Below are 21,726 nucleotides of genomic sequence, written 5' to 3' on the forward strand. Positions count from 1 at the left end.
GGGACACGGAATGGATCTTAAGCTGTTGAGAAGATGTGAGATTATATCTTCATCACTTTAAGAACACAGCCTAGGGCTCACAAAACCGCTCGCCAGCAGGAACAACTGGCCAGGCTGTGGCACAATATGAGGCATTGTTAGCAATGGAGGCTGCCTCAGCCATGTCGATGGATCGCCTGTTTGGCAAGATCAAGCAACTGCCCACAATTCCGAAACTGCTGCACGAGCTGATGCAGAGTTTCAACGACGAGAATGCCCGCATCGACGAGATCGCGGCCAAGATCGCCATGGACCAGGTGATCAGCGTCAAGGTACTGCGGATGGCCAACTCCGCCGCCCTGCGCCGTGGCAATGAAATCACCTCCATCGAACAGGCGGTGATCCGCCTCGGTTTCAACCGCCTGCGCTCCGTGGTGGTCGCCTCCGGCATCATCAGCAGCTTCAAGGCCCCTCCCGGCTTTGACAAGCTCCACTTCTGGACCCAGACCTTCCAGGTCGCCACCATTGCCCGCACCCTGGCACAGCAGACCACCTCGGTGGATCCCGAGACCGCCTTCACCTGCGCCCTCATTCACAACATCGGCGAGCTGCTGATCCAGAGCACCCTGCCGGAAGAGGCGGGGCTCATCAATCTGGCCATCGAGAAAGGCAGCAGCCGGGTCGATGCCCAGCGGGAGATGCTGGGTTACGACTATGCCCAGCTCGGCGCAGAGCTGGCGCGGCGCTGGAACCTGTCGCCCGCCTTCGTGGATGCCATCGCCCAGCAGCTCGACCCCCTCTCCCACGATCCGGTCAGCAAGGAGGCCGTGCTCATCCGGCTCGCCGTCTTCGTCTCCTTCGCCTGGCAGGCCGGCGTACCGGCACAGGCCATCATCGCCCGTTTCCCCAGAACCCTGGCTGACCAGCTGGGGCTGGATCCCGCCAGCCTGGCGGATCAGCTGGAGCAGCTCCACGAGCAGGGCAACGCCCTGGCCGATTTGCTGACCCAGTAGATGTACGACGGCCGATCAGCAGGAGCCGGATCCCCGTCTCATTCTGGCGGATCAGCTCGAACAGCTGCACGAACAGGGCAACGCCCTTGCCGATTTGCTGACCCAATAGCGTCACGGCAGACCGCCCAGCCAAGCCGGAAGCACCGTCTCATTCTGGCCGGTCGTCACATACACACGCCCATGGACGGGATAAGATGGCCTGCGCCCATCCCCCACTCCTGAGCCTCTCTGACACAGTAGATACCATGACCCATCCCTTCCTGTTTCACCCCCAGGCGGCACCCTGGTTCAAAGAGAGTGCCGACACCCTGCAGCTCACCCTGTTCAGCGAGCTGGACGCCCCCATCCGCGAGGTGTGGCTGCGCCACGAGCCGGACAACGAGGAGTATCTGGTCGCCATGACGCCGGTCACCACCCGGGACAGGCTTCAGATCTGGCAGGTCGAACTGCCGCTGGCCAGAGGGCAGGAGATCCACCTCTACTGCTTCAAGTGCCTCACCGACGAGGAGCAGTGGTGGCTGCACGGGGCAGGCGTCAGCGCCGCCATGCCGCCGCGGGAGCAGCATTTCCGCTTCAACAGCCATCACCAGCCCCCGGCCTGGGTGCAGGATCAGGTGTTCTACCAGATCTTCCCCGACCGCTTCTGCAACGGCGACCCGTCGCTGAGCGTCAAGCATCACGAGTACGAGTACAGGGGCAAGGCGGTCATCAGCAAGGCCTGGGGCGAGCCGGTCAGCCGCCACGAAGAGGGGCACGGCGCCTGTGAATTCTACGGCGGGGATCTGGCGGGCATCGACGCCAAGCTGCACTACCTGCAATCCCTGGGGGTGACGGCGCTCTACCTCAACCCCATCTTCGATTCGCCGAGCAACCACAAGTACGACACCCAGGACTACTTCAAGGTGGATGCGCACCTCGGTACCAATGCCCAGTTTGCCGAGCTGACCCGCAACCTGCACCAGCGCGGCATGAGGATCATCCTGGATGCGGTGGTCAACCACACCTCCACCGAGCACCCCTGGTTCTGCCCGCCGCTGGGCGCCCAGAGCAACCCGAACTCCCCCTGGCGCAGCTTCTACACCTTCGATCAGGAAGGGGATTATGTTAGCTGGAAAGGGATCCGCAGCCTTCCCAAGCTGGATTTCTCAAGTGAACAGGTGCAGGACGCCGTTTATCGGGCAGACAACGCCATTCTGCGCTACTGGATGCGCGCCCCCTACCAGATCGATGGCTGGCGCTTTGACGTCATCCACATGCTGGGGGAGCGGGGCACTGCCGAGGGCAATCGCGGCCATGTGCGCGCCATTCGCGGTGCGGTGAAGCAGGAGAATCCGGACGCCTACGTGCTGGGCGAGCACTTCTTCGAAGCGAGCCAGTGGCTGCAGGGGGATCAGGAGGACGGCGCCATGAACTACTACGGCTTCGCCCACCCCATCCGCGCCTTCCTGGCGGGGCAGGACATCGCCTATCATCCCATCAAGATCAGCGCCACCGAGCTGGATCACTGGCTCAAGCTGGCGCGGGCCCATATTCCGTTCAAGAACCAGCTGGCCCAGTTCAACCTGCTGGACAGCCACGACACCGCCCGCTTCCTGCATCTGCTGGGGGAAGACAAGCAGCGGATGCGACTCGCCGCCACCCTGCTCATCACCTACATCGGCGTGCCCTCCGTCTACTACGGCGACGAGGTGGGGCTCTCCGGCGGCAACGACCCGGACTGCCGCCGCTGCTTCCCCTGGGATACCACCGACTGGGATCACGTGCTGCACGACCACTATCGCCGCCTGATCCAGCTGCGCCGCCAGCGCCCGGCCCTGCGTCGGGGAGACATCCAGACCCTCTACGCCGGCCCTCACAGCTATGTGTTCGCCCGTACCCTGCAAAGCGATCAGGTGGTGGTCGCCTGCAACCGCCACCCCACGGAGCCGCGCACCATCAGCCTGCCCCTGTGGCAGACCGCCAGTCCCGCCAGCCGCTTCACCGACGCCTTCAACGGCGACAAGTTCGAGGTGGTGCAGGGGGAGGTGCAGCTCACCATCCCGGCCAACTCCGCCAGGGTACTGCTGTCGAGCTAGGGATAGCGGCAATAGAAAACCGGCGCTCGGGGCGCCGGTTTTTTTATGCCTGCATCCCCCGAAGTGACGGATGCTGCCTCATCGCTGTTTTTCGATCCGATAGCCCTACGCCGCCATGTGTGATGCGACGAATGCATCAAACATCATCTCTTCATCAGTAGTTGATGCTGACATAGGGGACTTCGGTCACATCCCACGCCTGCTTGAGGTAGACGGTGAGCACGAAGAAGAAGTTGGCCAGCAGATTGGCGAAGCGATAGAGGATGGGATCGAAGCGCACGCCGCTCTCTTCCAGGCGCACCAGCAGGCGCACCACCTTCTTGCTGCCACAGCGGCACAGGTGCAGGGTGGGAATGGGCTGGGGCCCCTGGGGCAGCACGAAGCCGGTCACCCGGCCGCGACTCGCCTCGTTGTAGTGATCGTACCGCCCCTTCAGCCAGTCCAGATCCTCCTCGAAGATGCCGAGCCGTCCCCGCACCGAGCCGTTGAGGTTGTAGATGAGCCGCTGCAGGATCGCCAGATCCGCCATCACGGGCTGGGTATCCTCATCCGGTATCAGATGAGAGAGCACGGCCCCCACCTGGCAGCAGAGCTCGTCGGTGGCGATCTCGTAGTCGCACTGGAACTGGGTTTCGAAGATGAAGGGGTAGCAGAGCTCGCGCTTGTCTCTTGGCTTCTTGGGGTTCATGGCATCGCCGGGCTGGGGAAAAGGGCAGTGTGCCAGCCCGGGGACGGGCTGGCAAACACCCCGCCCCCGCCAGCATCACGGGGGCGTCGCCAGACTAGCCGGTCGCCATCTGCTGGCCAAGCAGTCGCATGGCTTCCAGCATCCGCTGGTTGAAGCCCATGAAGCCTGCCCCCTGGGTCGCCCCGTCCTGACCCCGCGCCGCCAGCACGGTGGGTGTCAGCGCCTCCTGCTGGGAAGGGGGCAGCAGGGCGTCGGCCTGCTGCTGCAACCGGCTGAGCCTCGGCAGGTAGTCCGCCAGGGGCTTGAGGCTCTCCTGCAGGGAACTGGCCCCCTGGTAGGTCTGACTCAACTTGGCCGATTGCTTGAGCTTGAGGGAGTAGGAGACCAGCTGGCTGTCATCCAGTTGCAGCCCGTTCAGCCCGTCCGCCAGGGTCTTGCCGTCGCCCCCCTTGAAGAACTGCCCGGCCAGCTCGTCCAGCCCCTTGACCAGGGTGCCGATGGCATCCATCTCGGCACTGTCGAGATCCCCCTCCAGGGAGAAGTCGAAGCTCTGGCTCGACTTGAGGCTGAACTGGCTGCCACCCCCATCGCTCTGGGACTTGAACTGCCAGCTGTCGCTGAAGCGCAGCATCACCTTGTCCCCGTCCCGGGTCTCGATCTCGAGGAGGGCCTGCTGGCGGCTGGCCATCCTGGCATCCCCCAGATCCGTGGTCGACACCTTGCCGAAGAACTCCTTCTCGAACTCATCGAGCCCCTTCTGGATCAGCTTGTAGCTCTGATCCATGCCGGTCTTGATGTCCTCGTTGTCCGCCCAGTCACCGAGCTGCTTCCTGGCGTCACCGAAGCCCTTGTCCACCCCCTTGCGGGCCTGCTCCATCATCTTGGTCAGGTCGTCGTCGGACTTGCCGTCGGCACGGGCCGCGCCTATCCGCCCGGTGACGAACTGCAACACGTTGTCCGCCACCGACTGGAAATCGAACAGGGTCTCCGGAGTAACCTCCTGGGGCTCCTGCACCTTGGGTGCCTTGTAGCCCTGGCCGTTGATCTCCAGCGCAAATTGCAGCGCCTGCTGGATCAGCACCTGGGCCCATTTCGGGGGCTTGTTCAGGGAGACCTCATCCCCCTTGTCCGCCGTCTTCGACTCCGTCTGTTGAGGCGATTTGGGAGCAATGCCCACTCCCTTGGGTTGGGCTGCGCCCATGCCATCAATTTGCATCATTACTCTCCCGCCTATAGTGGTGGATCGGTTATCGGCCCGACTGGCCACTTCTTGACCACAAAAAACTTGGACAATCCGCAACGGCCTTTTAAAATCCCCACCCTTTGGTTGGCTGCGGCCTTCCCCCGGTCTTTCCCCGGCTCAGCCCGGTGCATGCGAGGTATCCATGACTCAATCCCAGCCCTCTTCCGCCGACGCCCAGGGCAGACGGACTCCTGCCGACTACCAGGCCCAGCTCGACGAGAAGCGCGATCGCCTCACCCAGCTGTTCGCCCCCTTCAATCCGCCCGCGCTGGAGTTGCACGCCTCCCCCGCCGAGCACTACCGGATGCGCGCCGAGTTCCGCATCTGGCACGAGGGGGATGACCTCTTCCACTGCATGTATGCACCGGCCACCAAGGAGATCATCCGGGTCGACAGCTTCCCCACCGCCAGCCTGCTCATCAACCGGCTGATGCCGGTGCTGCTGGCCGGGCTTCGCCCGCACCCCGTGCTGCGCAAGAAGCTGTTCCAGATCGACTACCTCTCCACCCAGTCCGGCCAGATCTGCGTCAGCCTGCTCTACCACCGCAAGCTGGAAGCCGAGTGGCAGCAGGCCGCCGAGGCGCTGCAGGCCGACCTGCGTGCCAAGGGGTTCGAGCTGCAACTGATTGGCCGCGCCCACAAGCAGAAGATCTGCCTCGGGGATGACTTCGTCATCGAACGCCTGACCGTGCAGGGGCGCGAGCTGGTCTACAAACAGGTGGAAAACAGCTTCACCCAGCCCAACGCCGCCATCAACGAGCAGATGCTGGGCTGGGCCCTGGACGTGACCAAAGAGAGCGAGGGGGACCTGCTGGAGCTCTACTGCGGCAACGGCAACTTCTCCATCGCTCTGGCGCAGAACTTTCGCAAGGTGCTGGCCACCGAGATCGCCAAGCCGAGCGTGGACTCCGCCCAGTTCAACATCGCCGCCAACGGTGTCGACAACCTGATCATCCTGCGCATGTCGGCGGAGGAGTTCACCATGGCGATGCGCGGTGAGCGGGAGTTCAACCGCCTCAAGGGGGTCGATCTCGGCGCCTACCAGTGCAACACCATCTTCGTCGACCCGCCCCGGGCCGGTCTCGACGACGCCACCGTCAAGCTGGTGCAGGATTACGACAACATCCTCTACATCTCCTGCAACCCCGAGACCCTGCAGGCCAACATGGCCGTGCTCGGTGAAACCCACGAGATCGCCCGCTTCGCCCTGTTCGACCAGTTCCCCTGGACCCACCACATGGAAGCCGGGGTGTACCTGAAGCGCAAGGGCGGCTGATCCGGGCGGTTCCCCGGCTGCTCCATGGCAGCCGGGGCCGCTATGGCCACTGAAGGGCACGGATCCTGCCTCATCGCGCCGCCCCGACCCGCCACGGGACAAGTGGGGGCGGCCCGATACCAACCGATTCATCCTGTCCCCCCTTCTCCCCCGGGAGAAGGGGCAAAAACCCCCGCATTGATTAGTTATCCCGGTGCAGAGCGCGGACGCAGCCGTTATGCTGGCGACACGCCCACTCACGCCATGACCGGGGAATCACGCCACCATGCCACGCGTTCTGTTTGTTGAAGACGATCCCGAGATAGGCCAGCTCATTAGCAGCTGGCTCGGTCGCCACGACATCGAGGTGCTGCTGGAGACCCGGGGTGACCGGGCACTCGACAGGGCCCTGGCCGAGCAGCCGGATCTGGTGCTGCTCGACATCATGCTGCCGGGGCAGGATGGCCTCTCCCTGTGCCGGGATCTGCGCCCGCGCTTTGCCGGCCCCATCGTCATGCTCACTTCGCTCGACAGCGACATGAACCAGATCCTGAGCCTGGAGCTGGGGGCCAACGACTACATCCTCAAGACCACGCCCCCCCCGGTGCTGCTGGCCCGGCTGCGAGTCCAGTTTCGCCAGCAGGGGCAGAGCCAGCAGGCCGTGGTCCCCGCCGCCCCGCCCCAGCGCCTGCAGTTCGGCCGCCTCCAGATAGACGGCCCGGGTCGGGACGTGCGCCTCGATGGGGAGAGCATTCCCCTCTCCACCGCCGATTTCGACCTCCTGTGGGAGCTGGCCTGCCACGCCGGCCAGATCCTGGGGCGGGAGGCGCTGTTTCGCAGCCTGCGGGGGCGCGACTACGATGGCCAGGATCGCAGCATGGACGTGGCCATCTCCCGTCTGCGCCGCCGGCTCGGGGATGACAGCAACAACCCGACCCGCATCAAGACGGTGCGCCAGAAGGGTTATCTACTCGTACCCCAGGCTTGGGAATGAGCTGGTGTCTCACACGCCTGCACACCAGAAGCCTGGGAATGACAGCAACAACTCGATCTGGATCAAGACGGTGCGCCAGGAAGGTTACCTGCTGGTGCCCCAGGCCTGGGAATAAGCCCCGCCGAATGACCTTGATGCTCTCAGCGCCCTTCTCCCCTTGCGGGAGAAGGGTTGGGGATGAGGGGCAACAAGGCAATGCCCAGACGCAATCCAGGCAAGAGGAGAGCCCCGATGCGACGCCTGTTTATCCAGTTCTATCTGCTGCTGATAGGCTGCTTCACTCTCGCCATTCTGCTCATCGGGCTGGTCTATCAGGTCAGTGCAGAGCGGGCGGGGGACCGTTATCTGGAGCGGATGATGCAAGGCTCCCTCGGCCTGCTCACTGGCGAGCTGGCCCGGCTGCCGCCGGAACACTGGGCTACCCGCACCGGCGAGCAGAGCCGCCAGCTCAATCTGCCGCTGCAGATCGGCGTCCTCGCCAACCAGCCCCTGGCCAGCGAGGATCAGGCCTTCCTCGAGGCGGGCAACATCGTCATCGTCGAGGAGGATGACACCTTCCTGCAGCGCATCCCGAACACCGACAAGGTGCTGATCGTCGGCCCCGTCCCCTACCTCTCCTACCTGCACGAGCTGCACTGGGTGGACGTGGGGCTGCTGCTGCTCATCGGCCTTTCCCTCGGCCTGCCCATCCTGCTCTGGCTGCGCCCCCACTGGCGCGGCCTGCAACAGCTCGAACAGACCGCCCGCCGGGTCGGCGACGGGGATCTCTCCTGTCGCACCGGTTTGCCGCCCGGCAGCAGCCTGGGCCGGGTCGGCCGCACCTTCGACCAGATGGCGGAGCAGTTGCAGGCCATGCTGGCCAGTCGCAAGCAGTTGACCGACGCCATCGCCCACGAGCTGCGCTCCCCCCTGGTGCGGCTGCGCTATCGCCTCGCCATGCTGGCCGAGCCTCCCTCACCCGAGGAGCAGCAGGGACTGGAGCGGGACCTCGGCGCCCTCGATGCCCTCATCGAGGAGATGCTGACCTATGCCAGGCTCGATCGCCCCGAACTGCCGCTGCAATGCAGCGATCTGGAGCTCGGCAGTTGGGCCGGCAGCCGCCTGGCCGACTGGCAGGCCCTGCGACCGGACAAGCGGCTCGACTTCGTGCGCCCGGCCATGGCTCTGCCCTGGCGCGGCGACACCCGATTGCTGGACCGGGCGCTGGAAAACCTCATCGGCAACGCCCTGCGCCATGCCACCAGCCAGGCAAGCCTCTGCATAGCGCGACAGGGGGACGACTATCTGCTGGAGGTCGCCGACGATGGCCCCGGCATCGATCCCGCGCTGGCCCCGCAAATCTTCGAGCCCTTCGTGCGCCTGGATCAGAGCCGGGACAGACGCACCGGCGGCGCCGGGCTGGGGCTGGCCATCGTGCGCAGCATCGCCCACCACCACGGCGGCGAGGTGCAACTGCTGCCAAGCAGCAGCGGTGCCCGTTTCTGCCTGACCCTGCCCGTACATTTGGATACAAACCGTCACCAGTCGCTCACTGAACCGCAGGTCGAACAGCCCTAGGATGAAGTCATGGAGAAACGCTCCATGTCATCAAACCGAACGAGGAACTGGAATATGAACAAGCTGATCCCCCTGACTCTGGCCGCTGTCTTCGCCCTGACCTCCGGCTTCACCATGGCCGCCACCCCGACCAAGGCCGCCGCTCCCCACGCCACCCAGACCAAGGTCGTGAAAAAGCATCACAAGGCTGCCCACGCCAAGGCGCCGGCCGTCAAGGTTGCCCCCAAGACCAAGTAAGCCGCCCGCTTCCGCCATGAAAAAGGGGCCCCCGACAGGGGGCCCCTTCTGTTTTTTACGCGCTTGCCGTGACTCAACCCAGCATGTAATCCCCTGGCAGTTCGATGCGGGCCACCCCGGAGGCAACCGCCGCCAGTGCCACGGCACGGGCAACCCGCGGCAGCAGGCGGGCGTCCATGGGCTTGGGAATGACGTAATCCTTGCCGAAGGCGAGTTCACTCACGCCAGCGGCGGTCAGCACCTCGGCGGGCACCGGCTCCTTGGCCAGAGCACGGATCGCCTCCACTGCCGCGATCTTCATGGCATCGTTGATGCGGCTGGCACGGGCGTCGAGGGCGCCGCGGAAGATGAAGGGGAAGCAGAGCACGTTGTTGATCTGGTTCGGGTAGTCCGAGCGGCCGGTACCCATGATGAGATCCCCGCGCACTCCGTGAGCCAGGGCAGGCTTGATCTCGGGGTCCGGGTTGGAGCAGGCGAAGATCACCGGGTTGGGGGCCATCAGGGCCACCGCCTCGGCGGGCAGTACGTCCGGGCCGGAGACGCCGACGAAGACGTCAGCCCCGTCGATGACATCCATCAGGGTACGCAGGGGGGTGTCGTTGGCGAAACGCTGCTTGTACTGGTTGAGATCGGTGCGGCCACTGTGGATCACACCCTGGCGGTCCAGCATGAAGATGTTGTGCGGCGCAGCCCCGCACTTGATCAGCAGATCCATGCAGGCGGTGGCGGCGGCACCGGCGCCCATGCAGACGATGCGGCTGGTGCCAATCTCCTTGCCCTGCACTTCCAGCGCGTTGAGCAGCCCGGCGGCGGTGACGATGGCGGTACCGTGCTGGTCATCGTGGAACACCGGGATGTCGCAGCGGGCGATCAGCGCCTCTTCAATCTCGAAGCACTCGGGGGCCTTGATGTCTTCCAGGTTGATGCCGCCGAAGGTGTCGGCGATGGCGGCCACCGTATCGATGAACTGGGCGCGGGTCTCGTGCTTCACCTCGATGTCGATGGCGTCGATGCCGGCAAAGCGCTTGAACAGCAGGGCCTTGCCCTCCATCACCGGCTTGGAGGCCAGCGGGCCCAGATTGCCCAGCCCCAGAATGGCGGTGCCGTTGGAGATGACGGCCACCAGGTTGCCCTTGCCGGTGTAGCGGTAGGCATCGGCCGGATTGGCGGCGATCTCGCGTACCGGTTCGGCAACGCCCGGGCTGTAGGCTAGCGCCAGATCGCGAGCGGTCTCGGCGGGCTTGGTGAGGGCGATGGCGATTTTGCCCGGAACGGGTTGGGCGTGGTAGTCGAGTGCCTGTTGGCGGAGATCGTGCTGCTGATCGGACATGGGGGACCCCGATACGGAAATGAATGAGTGATGCGTTGGCTCGCCAGCGGGCGAGGGCTGAGGATCATAAAGAAATCCCCCGCCCTTTCACAGCATAAAATATCGCTGGATAGCAATGACACGCTAGTCAGTAGCATGTCATGCCACCCATAATTACCCAATTAGTTATAGATTCGATTTCAATCCATGACTGGAATGCCGGCTTTTGCCTCTGCCTGCCGGGCGATGGCCTCCGTCATCCCCTGGAAGATGAAGAGGTGGAACGGCAGCATGGCGAGCCAGTAGGCCAGCCCCCAGGCCCCCTGCGGATGCCAGTGGGCCGTCACCCGCAGCCGGGTCAGGCCGGACTCCAGGGGCTGAATGTTGAACTCCAGCCGACCGACGCCGGGGGCCTTCATGTTGAACAGCAGATCCAGCCTGCGTCCTTCATCCACCCCGAGGATCTGCCAGGAGTCCAGCATGTCCCCCTTCACGAAGCGATCCGGGTTGGTGCGCCCCCGGGTCCGGGCCGGGCCGCCGATCAGGTGATCCATCCATTCGCGCACCACCCACAGCTCGTTCATGTAGAAGTAGCGCTGCTCACCCCCCAGCTGCTGCAACACCTGCCACACCACCTCGGGGGCGGCGAGGCAATCCGCCTCCCCGCTGGCGGTGCGGTCGTAGAAGCCATATTCGGGATGGCGCCAGCGCAGACCAAGGGGCGTCTCCTCCCCGTGCTGCTCGGCACCGAGCCTCTGCTCCAGCGCCAGGCTCTCCGCCAGCGCCTCGTCGAAGCTGAGCAGATGCTGGGGCAACAGGGCGCGCAAGGGGCCATCATCCGCCGGGATGTCGTGCTTGAGCCCCCCCACCAGCGCCTTGGCGATGGGCTGGGGAACCGAGGTGGCGAACTGCAGCCACCAGGCGGAGAGCCGGGGGCTCAAAAAGGGGATCGGAATGATGGGGCAGCGTTTGCCGATGTGGGCGGCGAACTTCTGGAGCTGCTGCTGGTAGCTGAGCAGCTCGGGGCCGGCCGCATTGAAGATCTGGCCATCCACCCCGTCGGCTTCCACCAGCCCGCCCAGATAGTGCAAGAGGTTGGAGAGGGCGATGGGGGGCGTGCGGGAACGCACCCACTTGGGCGTCACCATCATGGGCAGGTTGTACACCAGATCCCGCATCACCTCGAACGCCGCCGAGCCGGGGCCTATGATGATGCCGGCACGCAGCTCTACCGTGGGCACCCCTGCGCTGCGAAACAGCTCCCCACAGTAGCGCCGGGAGTTGAGGTGGCGACTGTTGCAGGGCTCGGGCTGGATGGCCCCGAGATAGACGATGCGGCGCACCCCGGCGGCACGGGCGGCGGCGGCGAAGTTCTTCACTCCCTGCTGCTCCAGCCGGTGAAAACCGGCCCCCGCCCCCATGGCGTGTACCAGATAGAAGACGGTGTCGACCCCCGCCAGCGCAGGGGGCAGGGTGGCAGGCTTGAGGCTGTCGGCGAGGCGAAACGCCACCCCCTCCGGCAGACGGCAGGGACGACGGGCCCCGGCGATGACCCTGTACCCCAGACCCTGCAGATGAGGCACCAGGTAGGATCCTATGTACCCGGCAGCTCCCATCACCAGACATGTGCGCATCGGCTCTTCTCCCTTGGTTGAGCCAACACCATAGGGCAAAGCGGTGAATTACAGAATGGCGGCCAATAAAAAAGGCACCCGATGGGCGCCTTTTTCAGAATTCTTCAGAAGCAAGATTACTTCTTGGAGGTCAAGCCACCGAAACGCTTGTTGAACTTGTCTACGCGGCCGCCGCTAGAAACTTCTTTCTGCTTGCCGGTGTAGAACGGGTGGCACTCGGAGCACACGTCCAGGTTCAGATCTTTACCGATGGTAGAGAAGGTGTTGATGACGTTACCGCAAGAGCACTTGGCGGTGATGGCTACGTAGTCAGGATGGATACCAGCTTTCATGGACAACCTCAATTATCAGGCCGTGTCGCCATCCGATCTCTTGTCGGACACCACACGATTGTTGAACACAGTTTCAAAGGCTGCGAATAATATAGGAAACGCCTGAGATCAGGCAAGTGGCTTCGCAGAAAAAATAGGCAACCCCTGGTGAATTCTTCCCAAACGCTGGATCTGGTTCGTGTGGCTGTGCCGGTGCCGTTACGCCGTCATTTCGACTATCTCTCTCCCCTGCCCTTGCCTGCCCCCGGTTGCCGGGTCGAGATCCCGTTCGGCCCGCAGACCCTGGTTGGTCTGGTGGTGGATCACCCGACCGAGAGCCAGGTCCCCCGCAACAAATTAAAACCCTTGAAGAGGGTGCTCGACAGCGCCCCCGTGCTGGGGCCCGACATTCTGGCGCTGATGGCCTGGAGCGCCGGTTACTACCAGCACCCGCTGGGGGAGGTACTGCCCCACGCCCTGCCTGTGCTGGTGCGCAAGGGGGAGCCCGCCGCCTATCGGGAGCTGGAGTTCTGGTTTGCTACCGATGCGGGCATGGCCATCGACCTCAACGAGCTCAAGCGGGCGGCCAAGCAGCAGCAGGCCCTCGCCTTGCTGCGCAAGGGGCCGCAGACCCCCTCCGCCCTCAAACAGGAGGAGATCCAGAGCGCGGCCCTCACCGCGCTGGAGAAGAAGGGACTGCTGGAGAAGCGCTCGCTGGAGCCGAGCCATGATGGCGACTGGGCCACCCGCTTCGAGCCGGGTGAGGGGCTGCGCCTCAACGGCGAGCAGGCGCTGGCGGTGGCCGCCGTCACCAGCCAGAGCAACAAGTTCGGTGCCTTCCTGCTGGACGGCATCACGGGCTCCGGCAAGACCGAGGTTTACCTCAGCATCCTCGAGCCCCTGCTCAAGGCGGGCAAGCAGGCGCTGGTGATGGTGCCGGAAATCGGCCTCACCCCCCAGACCATCAACCGCTTTCGCCGCCGCTTCAACGTGCCCGTGGTGGCGATGAACTCCGCCATGAACGACCGGGAGCGGCTCGATGCCTGGCTCGCCTGCCGCGACGGTGGTGCCGCCATTCTGATCGGCACCCGATCCGCGGTGTTCACGCCGTTCAAGAACCTCGGCATCATCATCATCGACGAGGAGCACGACGGCTCCTTCAAGCAACAGGACGGCTTTCGCTACCACGCGCGGGATCTGGCGGTGATGCGGGCCCATCGCGCCGGCATTCCCATCCTGCTTGGATCTGCCACCCCGTCGCTGGAGACATTGCACAACGCCCGCAGCGGCAAGTATCACCACCTCACTCTCACTCGCCGCGCCGGCAACGCCCAGACCGCTCGCCAGGTGATCCTGGACATCAAGAACGTGCGGCTGCAGGCCGGGCTATCCCCCCAGCTGGAGCAGCTGATGGCCGAGCACCTGGCTGCAGGCAACCAGGTAATGCTGTTTCTCAACCGCCGTGGCTATGCCCCGGCTCTGATTTGCCACCAGTGCGGCTGGAGTGCCGCCTGCGAGCGCTGTGACGCCTGGTATACCTGGCATCAGGCCGGGCGACGGCTGCACTGCCACCACTGCGACAGCGTGCGCCCGTTGCCCCATCACTGCCCCGAGTGTGGCAGCAACGAGCTCATCGGCTCCGGGGTCGGCACCGAACAGCTGGAGCAGCTGCTCGGCACCGTGTTCCCCCAATATCCGGTGGTGCGCATCGACCGGGACAACACCCGGCGCAAAGGGGAGCTCGAAACCCACCTCGGCGACATCAAAGCGGGCAAGTACAAGATCCTGATCGGCACCCAGATGCTGGCCAAGGGCCACCACTTCCCGGATGTGACTCTGGTAGGGCTGCTGGATGTGGATGGTGCGCTATTCAGTGCCGATTTTCGGGCTGCCGAGAAGCTGGCCCAGCTCTACACCCAGGTGGCGGGCCGGGCTGGTCGCGCCAGCAAACCGGGGCTGGTGGTGCTGCAGAGCCACCATCCCGAACACGCCCTGCTGCAGGATCTGACCCAGAACGGCTATGGCCACTTCGCCGACACGGCGCTGAAAGAGCGCCGCCTGCTGGGGCTGCCACCGTTCAGCCATCAGGGACTGTTCCGGGCCGAGGCCAACGGCCGCGACGAGGTACAGCTGTTCCTCAGTCGCCTCGCCGATACCCTGCGCAGCGCCCGCTATCCCCAGGTGCAGGTGCTGGGGCCCATCAGCGGCTTCATGGAGCGCAAGGCGGGCAAGTTTCGCATGCAGCTACTGGTGCAGGGGCCCAGCCGGGCACCGCTGGCCCAGTTGCTCGACTGGGCAGTGAAGGAGCTGGAGGGGTGGCCCGAGACCAAGCGGGTGCGCTGGAGTCTGGATATCGACCCCACGGAACTGAACTAGCGCGGCTCTGCCAGCACGGCCTCCGCCAACACCCTGGCCTGTTCCAAAGCCAGGGGCTGCTGATAGCTGTGGGCCATCACCACGGCCCCTTCCAGCAGCAGGCATAATCCGGTGGCCTGCACCTCGGTGCATTCGAGGGCCTCCCTGACCCAGTTCAGCAACGCCCGCTTGTGGGCCACCACCAGCTTGCGCACCGGATGGCGAGGATCGGAGAACTCGGCGCTCGCGTTGATGAAGTTGCAGCCGTAGAAGTCACTGCGACCAAACCAGTCCGCAAAGCCATCGAGCAGCGCCAGCAACCTGGCCTCCCGCCCCGACACCCCATCCATCCTGGCATCGAGCAGGGCAAAGAACTCCGCATCCCGCGCCATGAGCACGGCTTCGATCAAGGCATCCTTGGTGGGGAAGTGGCGATAGAGGGTACGTTTGGTACTGCCCGCCTCGGCCCAGATGCGATCGATGCCTGTGGCGTGAAAGCCGTGACGATTGAACAGCCGATAGGCTGTCGTCATCAGCTGTTGCCGTTTGTCGCTCATGGTGACTTTCCTCTTGAAGTACACCGATCTGTCTACCTAATGTCGCAGGCTGGATCAAGTGATCCGGCACAGACAAGGAGACAGGAGATGGAAACAAGACGATGGCGAAGTGCCTGGCTGGCAGGGCTCGGTGCCTGCCTGGCCATAATGTTGCTCGGCTGGCTGGACATGAGCTGGCAGTCGACCCTGTTGATGGCACCGTTCGGGGCAAGCTGTGTGCTGCTCTTCTCCCTGCCGGACAGTCCGCTGGCCCGTCCGCAGAACGTGCTGGGAGGCCACCTGTTATCGGCCACCGTGGGGTTGGTGGTGCAATTGCTACCGCTACCGATGGAACTCAAGCTGGCGCTGGGTGTGGGCCTGTCCATTGCACTCATGCAGGGACTGGGGCTGATCCACCCCCCTGCCGGAGCCAATCCACTGTTGATCCTGCTCACCACCCAGTCCTGGCCTTTCCTCTGGCAAACAGTGCTACCCGGCGCCTTGCTGCTGATCATGGTGAGTCATTGCGCCAGGCGGCTGCAAACGTCACGGCTCACACCCACATAAACAACGAGGGGGCCTTGGCCCCCTCGTTGTTTAATAGCAAGGCAAAGATGGCTTATTCGGCGACCTGGGAGACCCCGGTCAGGCGCACCTCGACCCGGCGATCCGGGGCCAGGCAGGCGATCATCTGCGCCTTGGCGCCATCCGGGCAGCTGCCCCCGGTCACGGGCGAAGACTCTCCCCGCCCTTCGGCACGCACCTTGTCGGCAAACAATCCCTTGGCGATGAGATAATCCGCCACCGTGCGGGCACGCTGTTCGGAGAGGGACTGGTTGTAGGCCTCCGAGCCGATGCGGTCGGTATGACCGATCACCGTCGCCACCCCGTCTTTCGGATTGGCCGCCAGGATCTGGGCAAACAGGTTGTCGAGGGCCTGGCTGGCGGCTGGCTTCAGGGTCGCCTTGTTGAACTCGAACAGCACATCGGAATCCAGGCTGAACTGTTTCTCCACCAGCACGGGGGCCGGGGCGGGCGCAGGTTCGGGCGCAGGCGTTGGTGCCACCGGCTCGTCGCCGATCTGGCCGAAGCGATAGAGCATGCCGACCGACAGCAGGCCGTTGTCCATCTCGATGCCTGACTCGTCGAGGGAAGTCTTGCCCAGGGGCGTGGTGTACTGGTATTCGAGGCGGGCGGCCCAATCCTTGTCGATGGCGTATTCGACCCCCAGCGCCCCGACAAAGGCGGCACCATGATATTTGTTGCCCTCATGGGATTCGGAGAGGCTGCTGGTGCCATCGCTGGCCCTGACGTTGAGTGAGCTCTCGGTCCAGGCATAGGCCCCCCCGAGACGACCGTAGATATCCAGTGCCGAGGTTGCAGGCAGGATGATCTTCATGGTGGCCTGCACCATCTGGGCCTTGGCCTCGCCATCGAGTGCGAAATCAACCCCGTTGCCCGAGTAGTGCTTGTCCACCTGATACTTGCCGAGCCAGTCATAGCCGAGCTCAATCGCCACGTTTCTGTTTACCTGATAACCGGCAAACAGCCCCAGACCGAGATCATCGCTGTTCTCGTTCACCTTGGTCGCATCGAACAGCTCTTCGACCTGAGCGTTGTAATCCACCCCGTAATAATTTGACCAGCCGGCCTTGCCGCCGACATACCAGGTGTTGTCCTGGGCGGCAGCCTGCACCGTCCCTGTTGCCATCAAAGCGCCGATCAGGACGGCGAGCATAGATCTGTTCATGGATGAGCCCCTGCAATGAATTGTTATGACGCGGCTGCGTCTCTCTTCCCTGACGGGGCCCTGAACCCAAGCCCCGCATTCAGATTATCCCATCTGCAACCAGCCTCAAACGACCAGGGACTCAGGAGTGTGATATTGGCGACATTATCGGCCACCGTGCCCCCAATCATGGGGGCCGGCGCGTTGCCCATAAAAAAACGAAGAGCCGGGCTCTTCGTTTTTCATCTGGCAAAGGGATGGCTCCCCGCTCACTGACTGCCCTGGCTCGCCAAGAAGAGGCGGTAGGCGGGATCCTCGCTCACCTCTTTCCAGCCGTAGCCAATCTCGTGCAGGTAGTCGTGGAAAGCGGCCACGTCCTCGTCCGGCAGCTCGAAGGCACAGAGCACCCGTCCATAGTCGGCGCCGTGGTTGCGGTAGTGGAACAGGCTGATGTTCCAGCGACAGCCCAGGGTCTCCAGGAAGCGCATCAGGGCCCCCGGCTGCTCCGGAAACTTGAAGCTGTAGAGGCGTTCACCGAGGGGCCGGGCCGGGCGGCCGCCAATCATGTAGCGCACGTGGTTCTTGGCCAGCTCGCTCTCGGTCATGTTGACCACCGGATAACCGTTGCCGCCGAGTTGATCGATGATCTGGCCCAGCTCCTCGTCACCGCCGGTGAGGCGCACCGAGACGAACAGCGACGCCTGCTCCGCGTCCGCATAGCGGTAGTTGAACTCGGTCACCATGCGGGGCCCCAGCTGACGGCAGAAGTCGAGGAAGGCCCCCTTGCGCTCGGGGATGGTCACCGCCAGCATGCCCTCGCGCTTCTCGCCGATCTCGCAGCGCTCCGACACGTAACGCAGGCTGTGGAAGTTGACGTTGGCGCCGGACAGAATGGCCGCCATCCGCCCCCCTTTCACCTGCTCCCGCTCGCTGTAGGCCTTGAGGCCCGCCAGCGACAAGGCCCCCGATGGCTCGGCGATGGCGCGGCAGTCATCGAAGATGTCTTTCAGTGCGGCGCAGATCTGGTCGTTGGAGACGGTCACCACCTCGTCCAGATACTGGTTGCACAGGCGGAAGGTCTCCTCACCGATGCGCTTGACCGCCACCCCGTCCGCAAACAGGGAGACCCGGTCCAGATTGACCGGCTCGCCAGCCGCCAGCGCCGCCTTGAGGCAGGCGGAGCCCTCCGCCTCCACCCCGATCACCTTCACATCCGGCAGCAGCTGCTTGATGTAGACCGCCACCCCGGCGGCCAGGCCGCCGCCGCCCACCGGCACGAAGACGTGGGTGAGGTGGGTATCCTGCTCCAGCAGCTCCTTGCCGATGGTGCCCTGCCCGGCGATCACCTCGACGTCGTCAAACGGCGGGATCAGGGTGTAGCCCTCCAACTCGGCGAGGCGGCGGCTCTCGCCGTAGGCCTCATCGAAGCTGTTGCCAAACAGCATGACGTTGCCGCCCTGACGGCGCACCGCGTCGATCTTGATGTCCGGCGTGGTCTTGGGCATCACGATGATCGCCTTGATGCCGAGCTTGGCGGCCGACAGGGCGACCCCCTGGGCGTGGTTGCCGGCAGAGGCGGCGATGACGCCGCGTTCTTTCTGCTCCTGGGTCAGGGTGGCGATCTTGTGGTAGGCGCCGCGCAGCTTGAAGGAGTGAACCGGTTGCAGATCCTCCCGCTTCAGGCTGACGTGATTGCCGAGCCGCTCGGAGAGTTTCTTCAGGGTTTGCAAGGGGGTGACCCGCGCCGCCTCGTAGACGGGGGAGAGCAGCACCTTGCGTAGATAATCCGCCGCAGAGACCATGGTTTATACCCCCGTCTCGTGGCGAAGGGCGCGCAATGCGCCCATATCATGACAGTTCATTCTCTCACTCCCCCAGCAGGGTGCGATCGCGCACCGCGCCCTTGTCGGCGCTGGTGGCGAACATGGCGTAGGCGCGCAGGGCAAAGGAGACCTCGCGCTGACGATCGACCGGCTTCCAGCCACGGGCAGAGACGGCGGCGCGACGGGTGGCCAGCACGCTGTCGGCCACCTCCAGCACCATGCTGCGGGCCGGGATGTCGATGTTGATGATGTCGCCATCCTCTACCAGACCGATAGTGCCGCCAGAGGCCGCCTCCGGGGAGACATGACCGATGGAGAGACCCGAGGTACCGCCGGAGAAGCGACCGTCGGTGATGAGGGCACACGCCTTGCCCAATCCCATGGATTTCAGATAGGTGGTGGGATAGAGCATCTCCTGCATGCCGGGGCCCCCTTTCGGGCCCTCGTAGCGGATCACCACCACTTCACCGGCTTTCACCGTGCCGTCCAGAATGCCGCTCACCGCGCTCTCCTGGCTCTCGAATACCCGGGCCGGGCCGCGGAAGGTGAGGTTCTCCTCGTCCACCCCGGCGGTCTTGACGATGGCCCCGTTGAGGGCGAGGTTGCCAGCGAGGACCGCCAGGCCACCTTCCTGGCTGTAGGCGTGCTCGAAGGAGCGGATGCACCCCTCGGCGCGGTCCAGATCCAGCTCGGGCCAGCGGCAATCCTGACTGAACGCCTTGGTGGTACGGATGCCGGCAGGACCTGCACGGTAGAAGTCGTGAACCCCCTTGTCATTGCTGCGGCTGACGTCATATTCGGCCAGCAGCTCCACCAGGGAAGTGCCCAGCACGTTGCGGGTATCCCCGTGCACCAGGCCCGCTTTTTCCAGCTGACCCAGGATGGCAACCACGCCGCCGGCGCGGTGCACGTCTTCCATGTGGTACTTCTGGGTGGAAGGCGCCACCTTGCACAGCTGGGGCACCTTGCGGGACATGCGGTCGATGTCGGCCATGGTGAAGTCGACGCCCGCCTCCTGGGCTGCCGCCAGCAGGTGCAGCACGGTATTGGTGGAGCCGCCCATGGCGATGTCGAGCGCCATGGCGTTCTCGAACGCCGCCTTGGTGGCGATGTTGCGCGGCAGTGCCGAGGCATCGTCCTGCTCATACCAGCGCTTGGCCAGAGTGACGATGCGCTGGCCCGCCAGCTTGAACAGTTGCTCACGATCGGCGTGGGTCGCCAGCAGGGAGCCGTTGCCCGGCTGGGAGAGACCCAGTGCCTCGGTCAGGCAGTTCATGGAGTTGGCGGTGAACATGCCGGAGCAGGAGCCGCAGGTGGGGCAGGCGCTGCGCTCGATCTGATCGCTCTGTGCATCGGAGACCTTGGGGTCGGCGCCCTGGATCATGGCGTCCACCAGATCCAGCTTGATGATCTGGTCGGAGAGCTTGGTCTTGCCCGCTTCCATGGGGCCGCCGGAGACGAAGATCACCGGGATGTTGATGCGCAGGGCAGCCATCAGCATCCCCGGGGTGATCTTGTCGCAGTTGGAGATGCAGACCATGGCGTCGGCGCAGTGGGCGTTGACCATGTACTCCACCGAGTCGGCGATGAGCTCCCGGGACGGCAGGGAATAGAGCATGCCACCGTGGCCCATGGCGATGCCGTCATCCACGGCGATGGTGTTGAACTCCTTCGCGACCCCGCCAGCCGCCTCGATTTCGCGGGCGACCAGTTGGCCCAGATCCTTGAGGTGGACGTGGCCCGGCACGAACTGGGTGAAAGAGTTGACCACGGCGATGATGGGCTTGCCGAAATCCTGATCGGTCATGCCGGTGGCACGCCAGAGGGCGCGGGCCCCGGCCATGTTACGTCCGTGGGTGGTGGTGGCGGATCTCAACTTCGGCATTGTCTCTACTCCCTGAATGCCCCTGGGGCGCATTGTCTTTCAACATGAATGTGTGATTCGCGGATCGGGAATCGATCCTGGTGAAGGCACCTCGGGGAGCCTTCACCGGAAGCGACTCGGGGAGGCGTGACGCCTCCCCGCTCTCATCAGTCGTTGACCGGCGTCAGCCAGCCCCACTTGTCTTCGGTCTTGCCGTTGAACAGGCCGAAGAAGGCGTTCTGCAACTGCTCGGTCACCGGGCCACGGCAACCGGCGCCCACCTTCATCCGATCCACCGAGCGCACCGGGGTCACCTCGGCGGCGGTGCCGGTCATGAAGATTTCGTCTGCGACGTACAGCGCCTCACGGGGCAGCGCCTGCTCGCGTACCTCGTAACCCAAGTCGCGCGCCAGCGTCATGATGGTGTCGCGGGTGATGCCGGGCAGGATGGCGGCGGTGGCGGGCGGGGTGAACAGCACGCCGTTCTTCACCAGAAACAGGTTCTCCCCCGCCCCTTCGCTCAGATAGCCGTTCACATCCAGCGCCAGCCCCTCGGCGAAGCCGTTGCGCTTGGCCTCGCGGCTGATGAGCTGGGAAGAGAGATAGTTGCCCCCCGCCTTGGCACCGGTCGGGATGGTGTTGGGAGCGAGTCGGTTCCAGGAGGTGACGCACACATCCACTCCATTTTTCAACCCCTCTTCACCGAGGTAGGCGCCCCAGGGCAGGGCCGCGACCATGAGGTCGGCCTTAGCATCCAGCGGCGGATGCAGCCCCAGCCCCACGTTGCCGACAAAGGCCAGCGGGCGCAGGTAGCCGCTCTTCAGGCCGTTCTCGCGCACCACGGTGCGGCAGGCTTCATTCACCTCAGACTCGCTGTAGGGGACGTCCATCCAGTAGATCTTGGCGGAGTCGAACAGGCGGCGGGTGTGCTCCTGCAGGCGGAAGATGCAGGTCCCCTTGGGAGTGTCATAGGCCCGCACCCCCTCGAACACCGAGGATCCGTAGTGCAGGGCATGGCTCATGACATGCACCTGGGCATCCTGCCAGGGGACCAGCTTGCCGTTGAACCAGATGTATTGGGGGTGGGCGGCGGATTGGGAAGGCTGTGACATTGGCTTGGCTCC

The 21,726-nt window shown here is 64.3% G+C and carries 18 protein-coding genes; 8 read left to right on the top strand and 10 right to left on the bottom strand.

What is annotated here, in order from left to right; translation table 11 throughout:
- Positions 1–143 precede the first annotated feature (143 nt).
- Together PG879_RS14745 and malZ are read left to right on the top strand one after the other, a co-directional pair.
- Positions 144–992: an HDOD domain-containing protein gene (locus PG879_RS14745; protein WP_039039670.1), complete on the top strand. Its 849-nt coding sequence runs from the start codon at positions 144–146 to the stop codon at positions 990–992.
- A 245-nt stretch (positions 993–1,237) separates the two neighbouring features.
- Positions 1,238–3,067 (top strand): maltodextrin glucosidase, encoded by a 1,830-nt coding sequence (gene malZ, locus PG879_RS14750; RefSeq protein ID WP_270830358.1) that lies wholly within the window; start codon positions 1,238–1,240, stop codon positions 3,065–3,067.
- Between the two features lie 154 nt (positions 3,068–3,221).
- On the opposite strand, the gene PG879_RS14755 is transcribed toward malZ, so the two are convergent.
- Together PG879_RS14755 and PG879_RS14760 are read right to left on the bottom strand one after the other, a co-directional pair.
- A complete protein-coding gene (locus PG879_RS14755) occupies positions 3,222–3,755 on the bottom strand; it encodes an ATP--cob(I)alamin adenosyltransferase (RefSeq protein ID WP_257706877.1) in 534 nt (177 codons plus the stop codon).
- A gap of 94 nt (positions 3,756–3,849) precedes the next feature.
- Positions 3,850–4,971, bottom strand: coding sequence for a DUF5610 domain-containing protein (locus tag PG879_RS14760; protein WP_042016467.1), 1,122 nt, complete (start codon positions 4,969–4,971; stop codon positions 3,850–3,852).
- 169 nt (positions 4,972–5,140) lie between these two features.
- On the opposite strand from PG879_RS14760, the gene trmA reads away from it, so the two are divergent.
- From trmA to PG879_RS14780, 4 genes are all read left to right on the top strand, one after another.
- Positions 5,141–6,274, top strand: coding sequence for a tRNA (uridine(54)-C5)-methyltransferase TrmA (gene trmA / locus PG879_RS14765; protein ID WP_161469572.1), 1,134 nt, complete (start codon positions 5,141–5,143; stop codon positions 6,272–6,274).
- A 265-nt stretch (positions 6,275–6,539) separates the two neighbouring features.
- Positions 6,540–7,247, top strand: coding sequence for a two-component system response regulator RstA (rstA, locus tag PG879_RS14770; RefSeq protein ID WP_010676073.1), 708 nt, complete (start codon positions 6,540–6,542; stop codon positions 7,245–7,247).
- 231 nt (positions 7,248–7,478) lie between these two features.
- Complete coding sequence (gene rstB, locus PG879_RS14775) at positions 7,479–8,804, top strand: two-component system sensor histidine kinase RstB (RefSeq protein ID WP_048209594.1); 1,326 nt, start codon at positions 7,479–7,481, stop codon at positions 8,802–8,804.
- Between the two features lie 54 nt (positions 8,805–8,858).
- On the top strand, positions 8,859–9,041 hold the full coding sequence (locus tag PG879_RS14780) for a hypothetical protein (RefSeq protein WP_010676075.1): 183 nt from the start codon (positions 8,859–8,861) through the stop codon (positions 9,039–9,041).
- Positions 9,042–9,114: 73 nt separating this feature from the next.
- Here the strand turns inward: PG879_RS14780 and PG879_RS14785 are convergent, their stop codons facing one another.
- The 3 genes from PG879_RS14785 to rpmE all read right to left on the bottom strand — a co-directional run bounded on the left by PG879_RS14785 (position 9,115) and on the right by rpmE (position 12,316).
- Positions 9,115–10,371 (bottom strand): malic enzyme-like NAD(P)-binding protein, encoded by a 1,257-nt coding sequence (locus PG879_RS14785; RefSeq protein WP_270830359.1) that lies wholly within the window; start codon positions 10,369–10,371, stop codon positions 9,115–9,117.
- Between the two features lie 179 nt (positions 10,372–10,550).
- On the bottom strand, positions 10,551–11,984 hold the full coding sequence (locus tag PG879_RS14790) for a DUF2867 domain-containing protein (RefSeq protein ID WP_010676077.1): 1,434 nt from the start codon (positions 11,982–11,984) through the stop codon (positions 10,551–10,553).
- 116 nt (positions 11,985–12,100) lie between these two features.
- Complete coding sequence (gene rpmE, locus PG879_RS14795) at positions 12,101–12,316, bottom strand: 50S ribosomal protein L31 (RefSeq protein WP_010676078.1); 216 nt, start codon at positions 12,314–12,316, stop codon at positions 12,101–12,103.
- Positions 12,317–12,463: 147 nt separating this feature from the next.
- On the opposite strand from rpmE, the gene priA reads away from it, so the two are divergent.
- Entirely contained in the window at positions 12,464–14,671 is a 2,208-nt protein-coding gene (priA, locus tag PG879_RS14800) for a primosomal protein N' (RefSeq protein WP_270830360.1), read from the top strand.
- On the opposite strand, the gene PG879_RS14805 is transcribed toward priA, so the two are convergent.
- On the bottom strand, positions 14,668–15,207 hold the full coding sequence (locus PG879_RS14805) for a TetR/AcrR family transcriptional regulator (protein ID WP_039039676.1): 540 nt from the start codon (positions 15,205–15,207) through the stop codon (positions 14,668–14,670). The two genes, priA and PG879_RS14805, sit on opposite strands and share 4 nt — an antisense overlap.
- Before the next feature lie 87 nt (positions 15,208–15,294).
- Here PG879_RS14805 and PG879_RS14810 point away from each other — a divergent pair, with 87 nt between their 5' ends.
- Positions 15,295–15,753: an HPP family protein gene (locus tag PG879_RS14810; protein ID WP_010676081.1), complete on the top strand. Its 459-nt coding sequence runs from the start codon at positions 15,295–15,297 to the stop codon at positions 15,751–15,753.
- A 52-nt stretch (positions 15,754–15,805) separates the two neighbouring features.
- On the opposite strand, the gene ompA is transcribed toward PG879_RS14810, so the two are convergent.
- The 4 genes from ompA to PG879_RS14830 all read right to left on the bottom strand — a co-directional run bounded on the left by ompA (position 15,806) and on the right by PG879_RS14830 (position 21,714).
- Positions 15,806–16,936 (bottom strand): porin OmpA, encoded by a 1,131-nt coding sequence (ompA, locus tag PG879_RS14815; RefSeq protein ID WP_041211986.1) that lies wholly within the window; start codon positions 16,934–16,936, stop codon positions 15,806–15,808.
- 248 nt (positions 16,937–17,184) lie between these two features.
- Positions 17,185–18,717 (bottom strand): threonine ammonia-lyase, biosynthetic, encoded by a 1,533-nt coding sequence (ilvA, locus tag PG879_RS14820; RefSeq protein WP_010676083.1) that lies wholly within the window; start codon positions 18,715–18,717, stop codon positions 17,185–17,187.
- Positions 18,718–18,781: 64 nt separating this feature from the next.
- Positions 18,782–20,623 carry a dihydroxy-acid dehydratase gene (gene ilvD / locus PG879_RS14825; protein WP_219596378.1) on the bottom strand — a complete coding sequence of 614 codons (1,842 nt, stop codon included), beginning with the start codon at positions 20,621–20,623 and terminating at the stop codon, positions 18,782–18,784.
- A 146-nt stretch (positions 20,624–20,769) separates the two neighbouring features.
- Positions 20,770–21,714, bottom strand: coding sequence for a branched-chain amino acid transaminase (locus PG879_RS14830; RefSeq protein WP_039039680.1), 945 nt, complete (start codon positions 21,712–21,714; stop codon positions 20,770–20,772).
- Positions 21,715–21,726 lie beyond the last annotated feature (12 nt).

This window comes from Aeromonas sp. QDB63 (assembly GCF_027707425.1).
GTDB classification, from domain to species: domain Bacteria; phylum Pseudomonadota; class Gammaproteobacteria; order Enterobacterales; family Aeromonadaceae; genus Aeromonas; species Aeromonas caviae.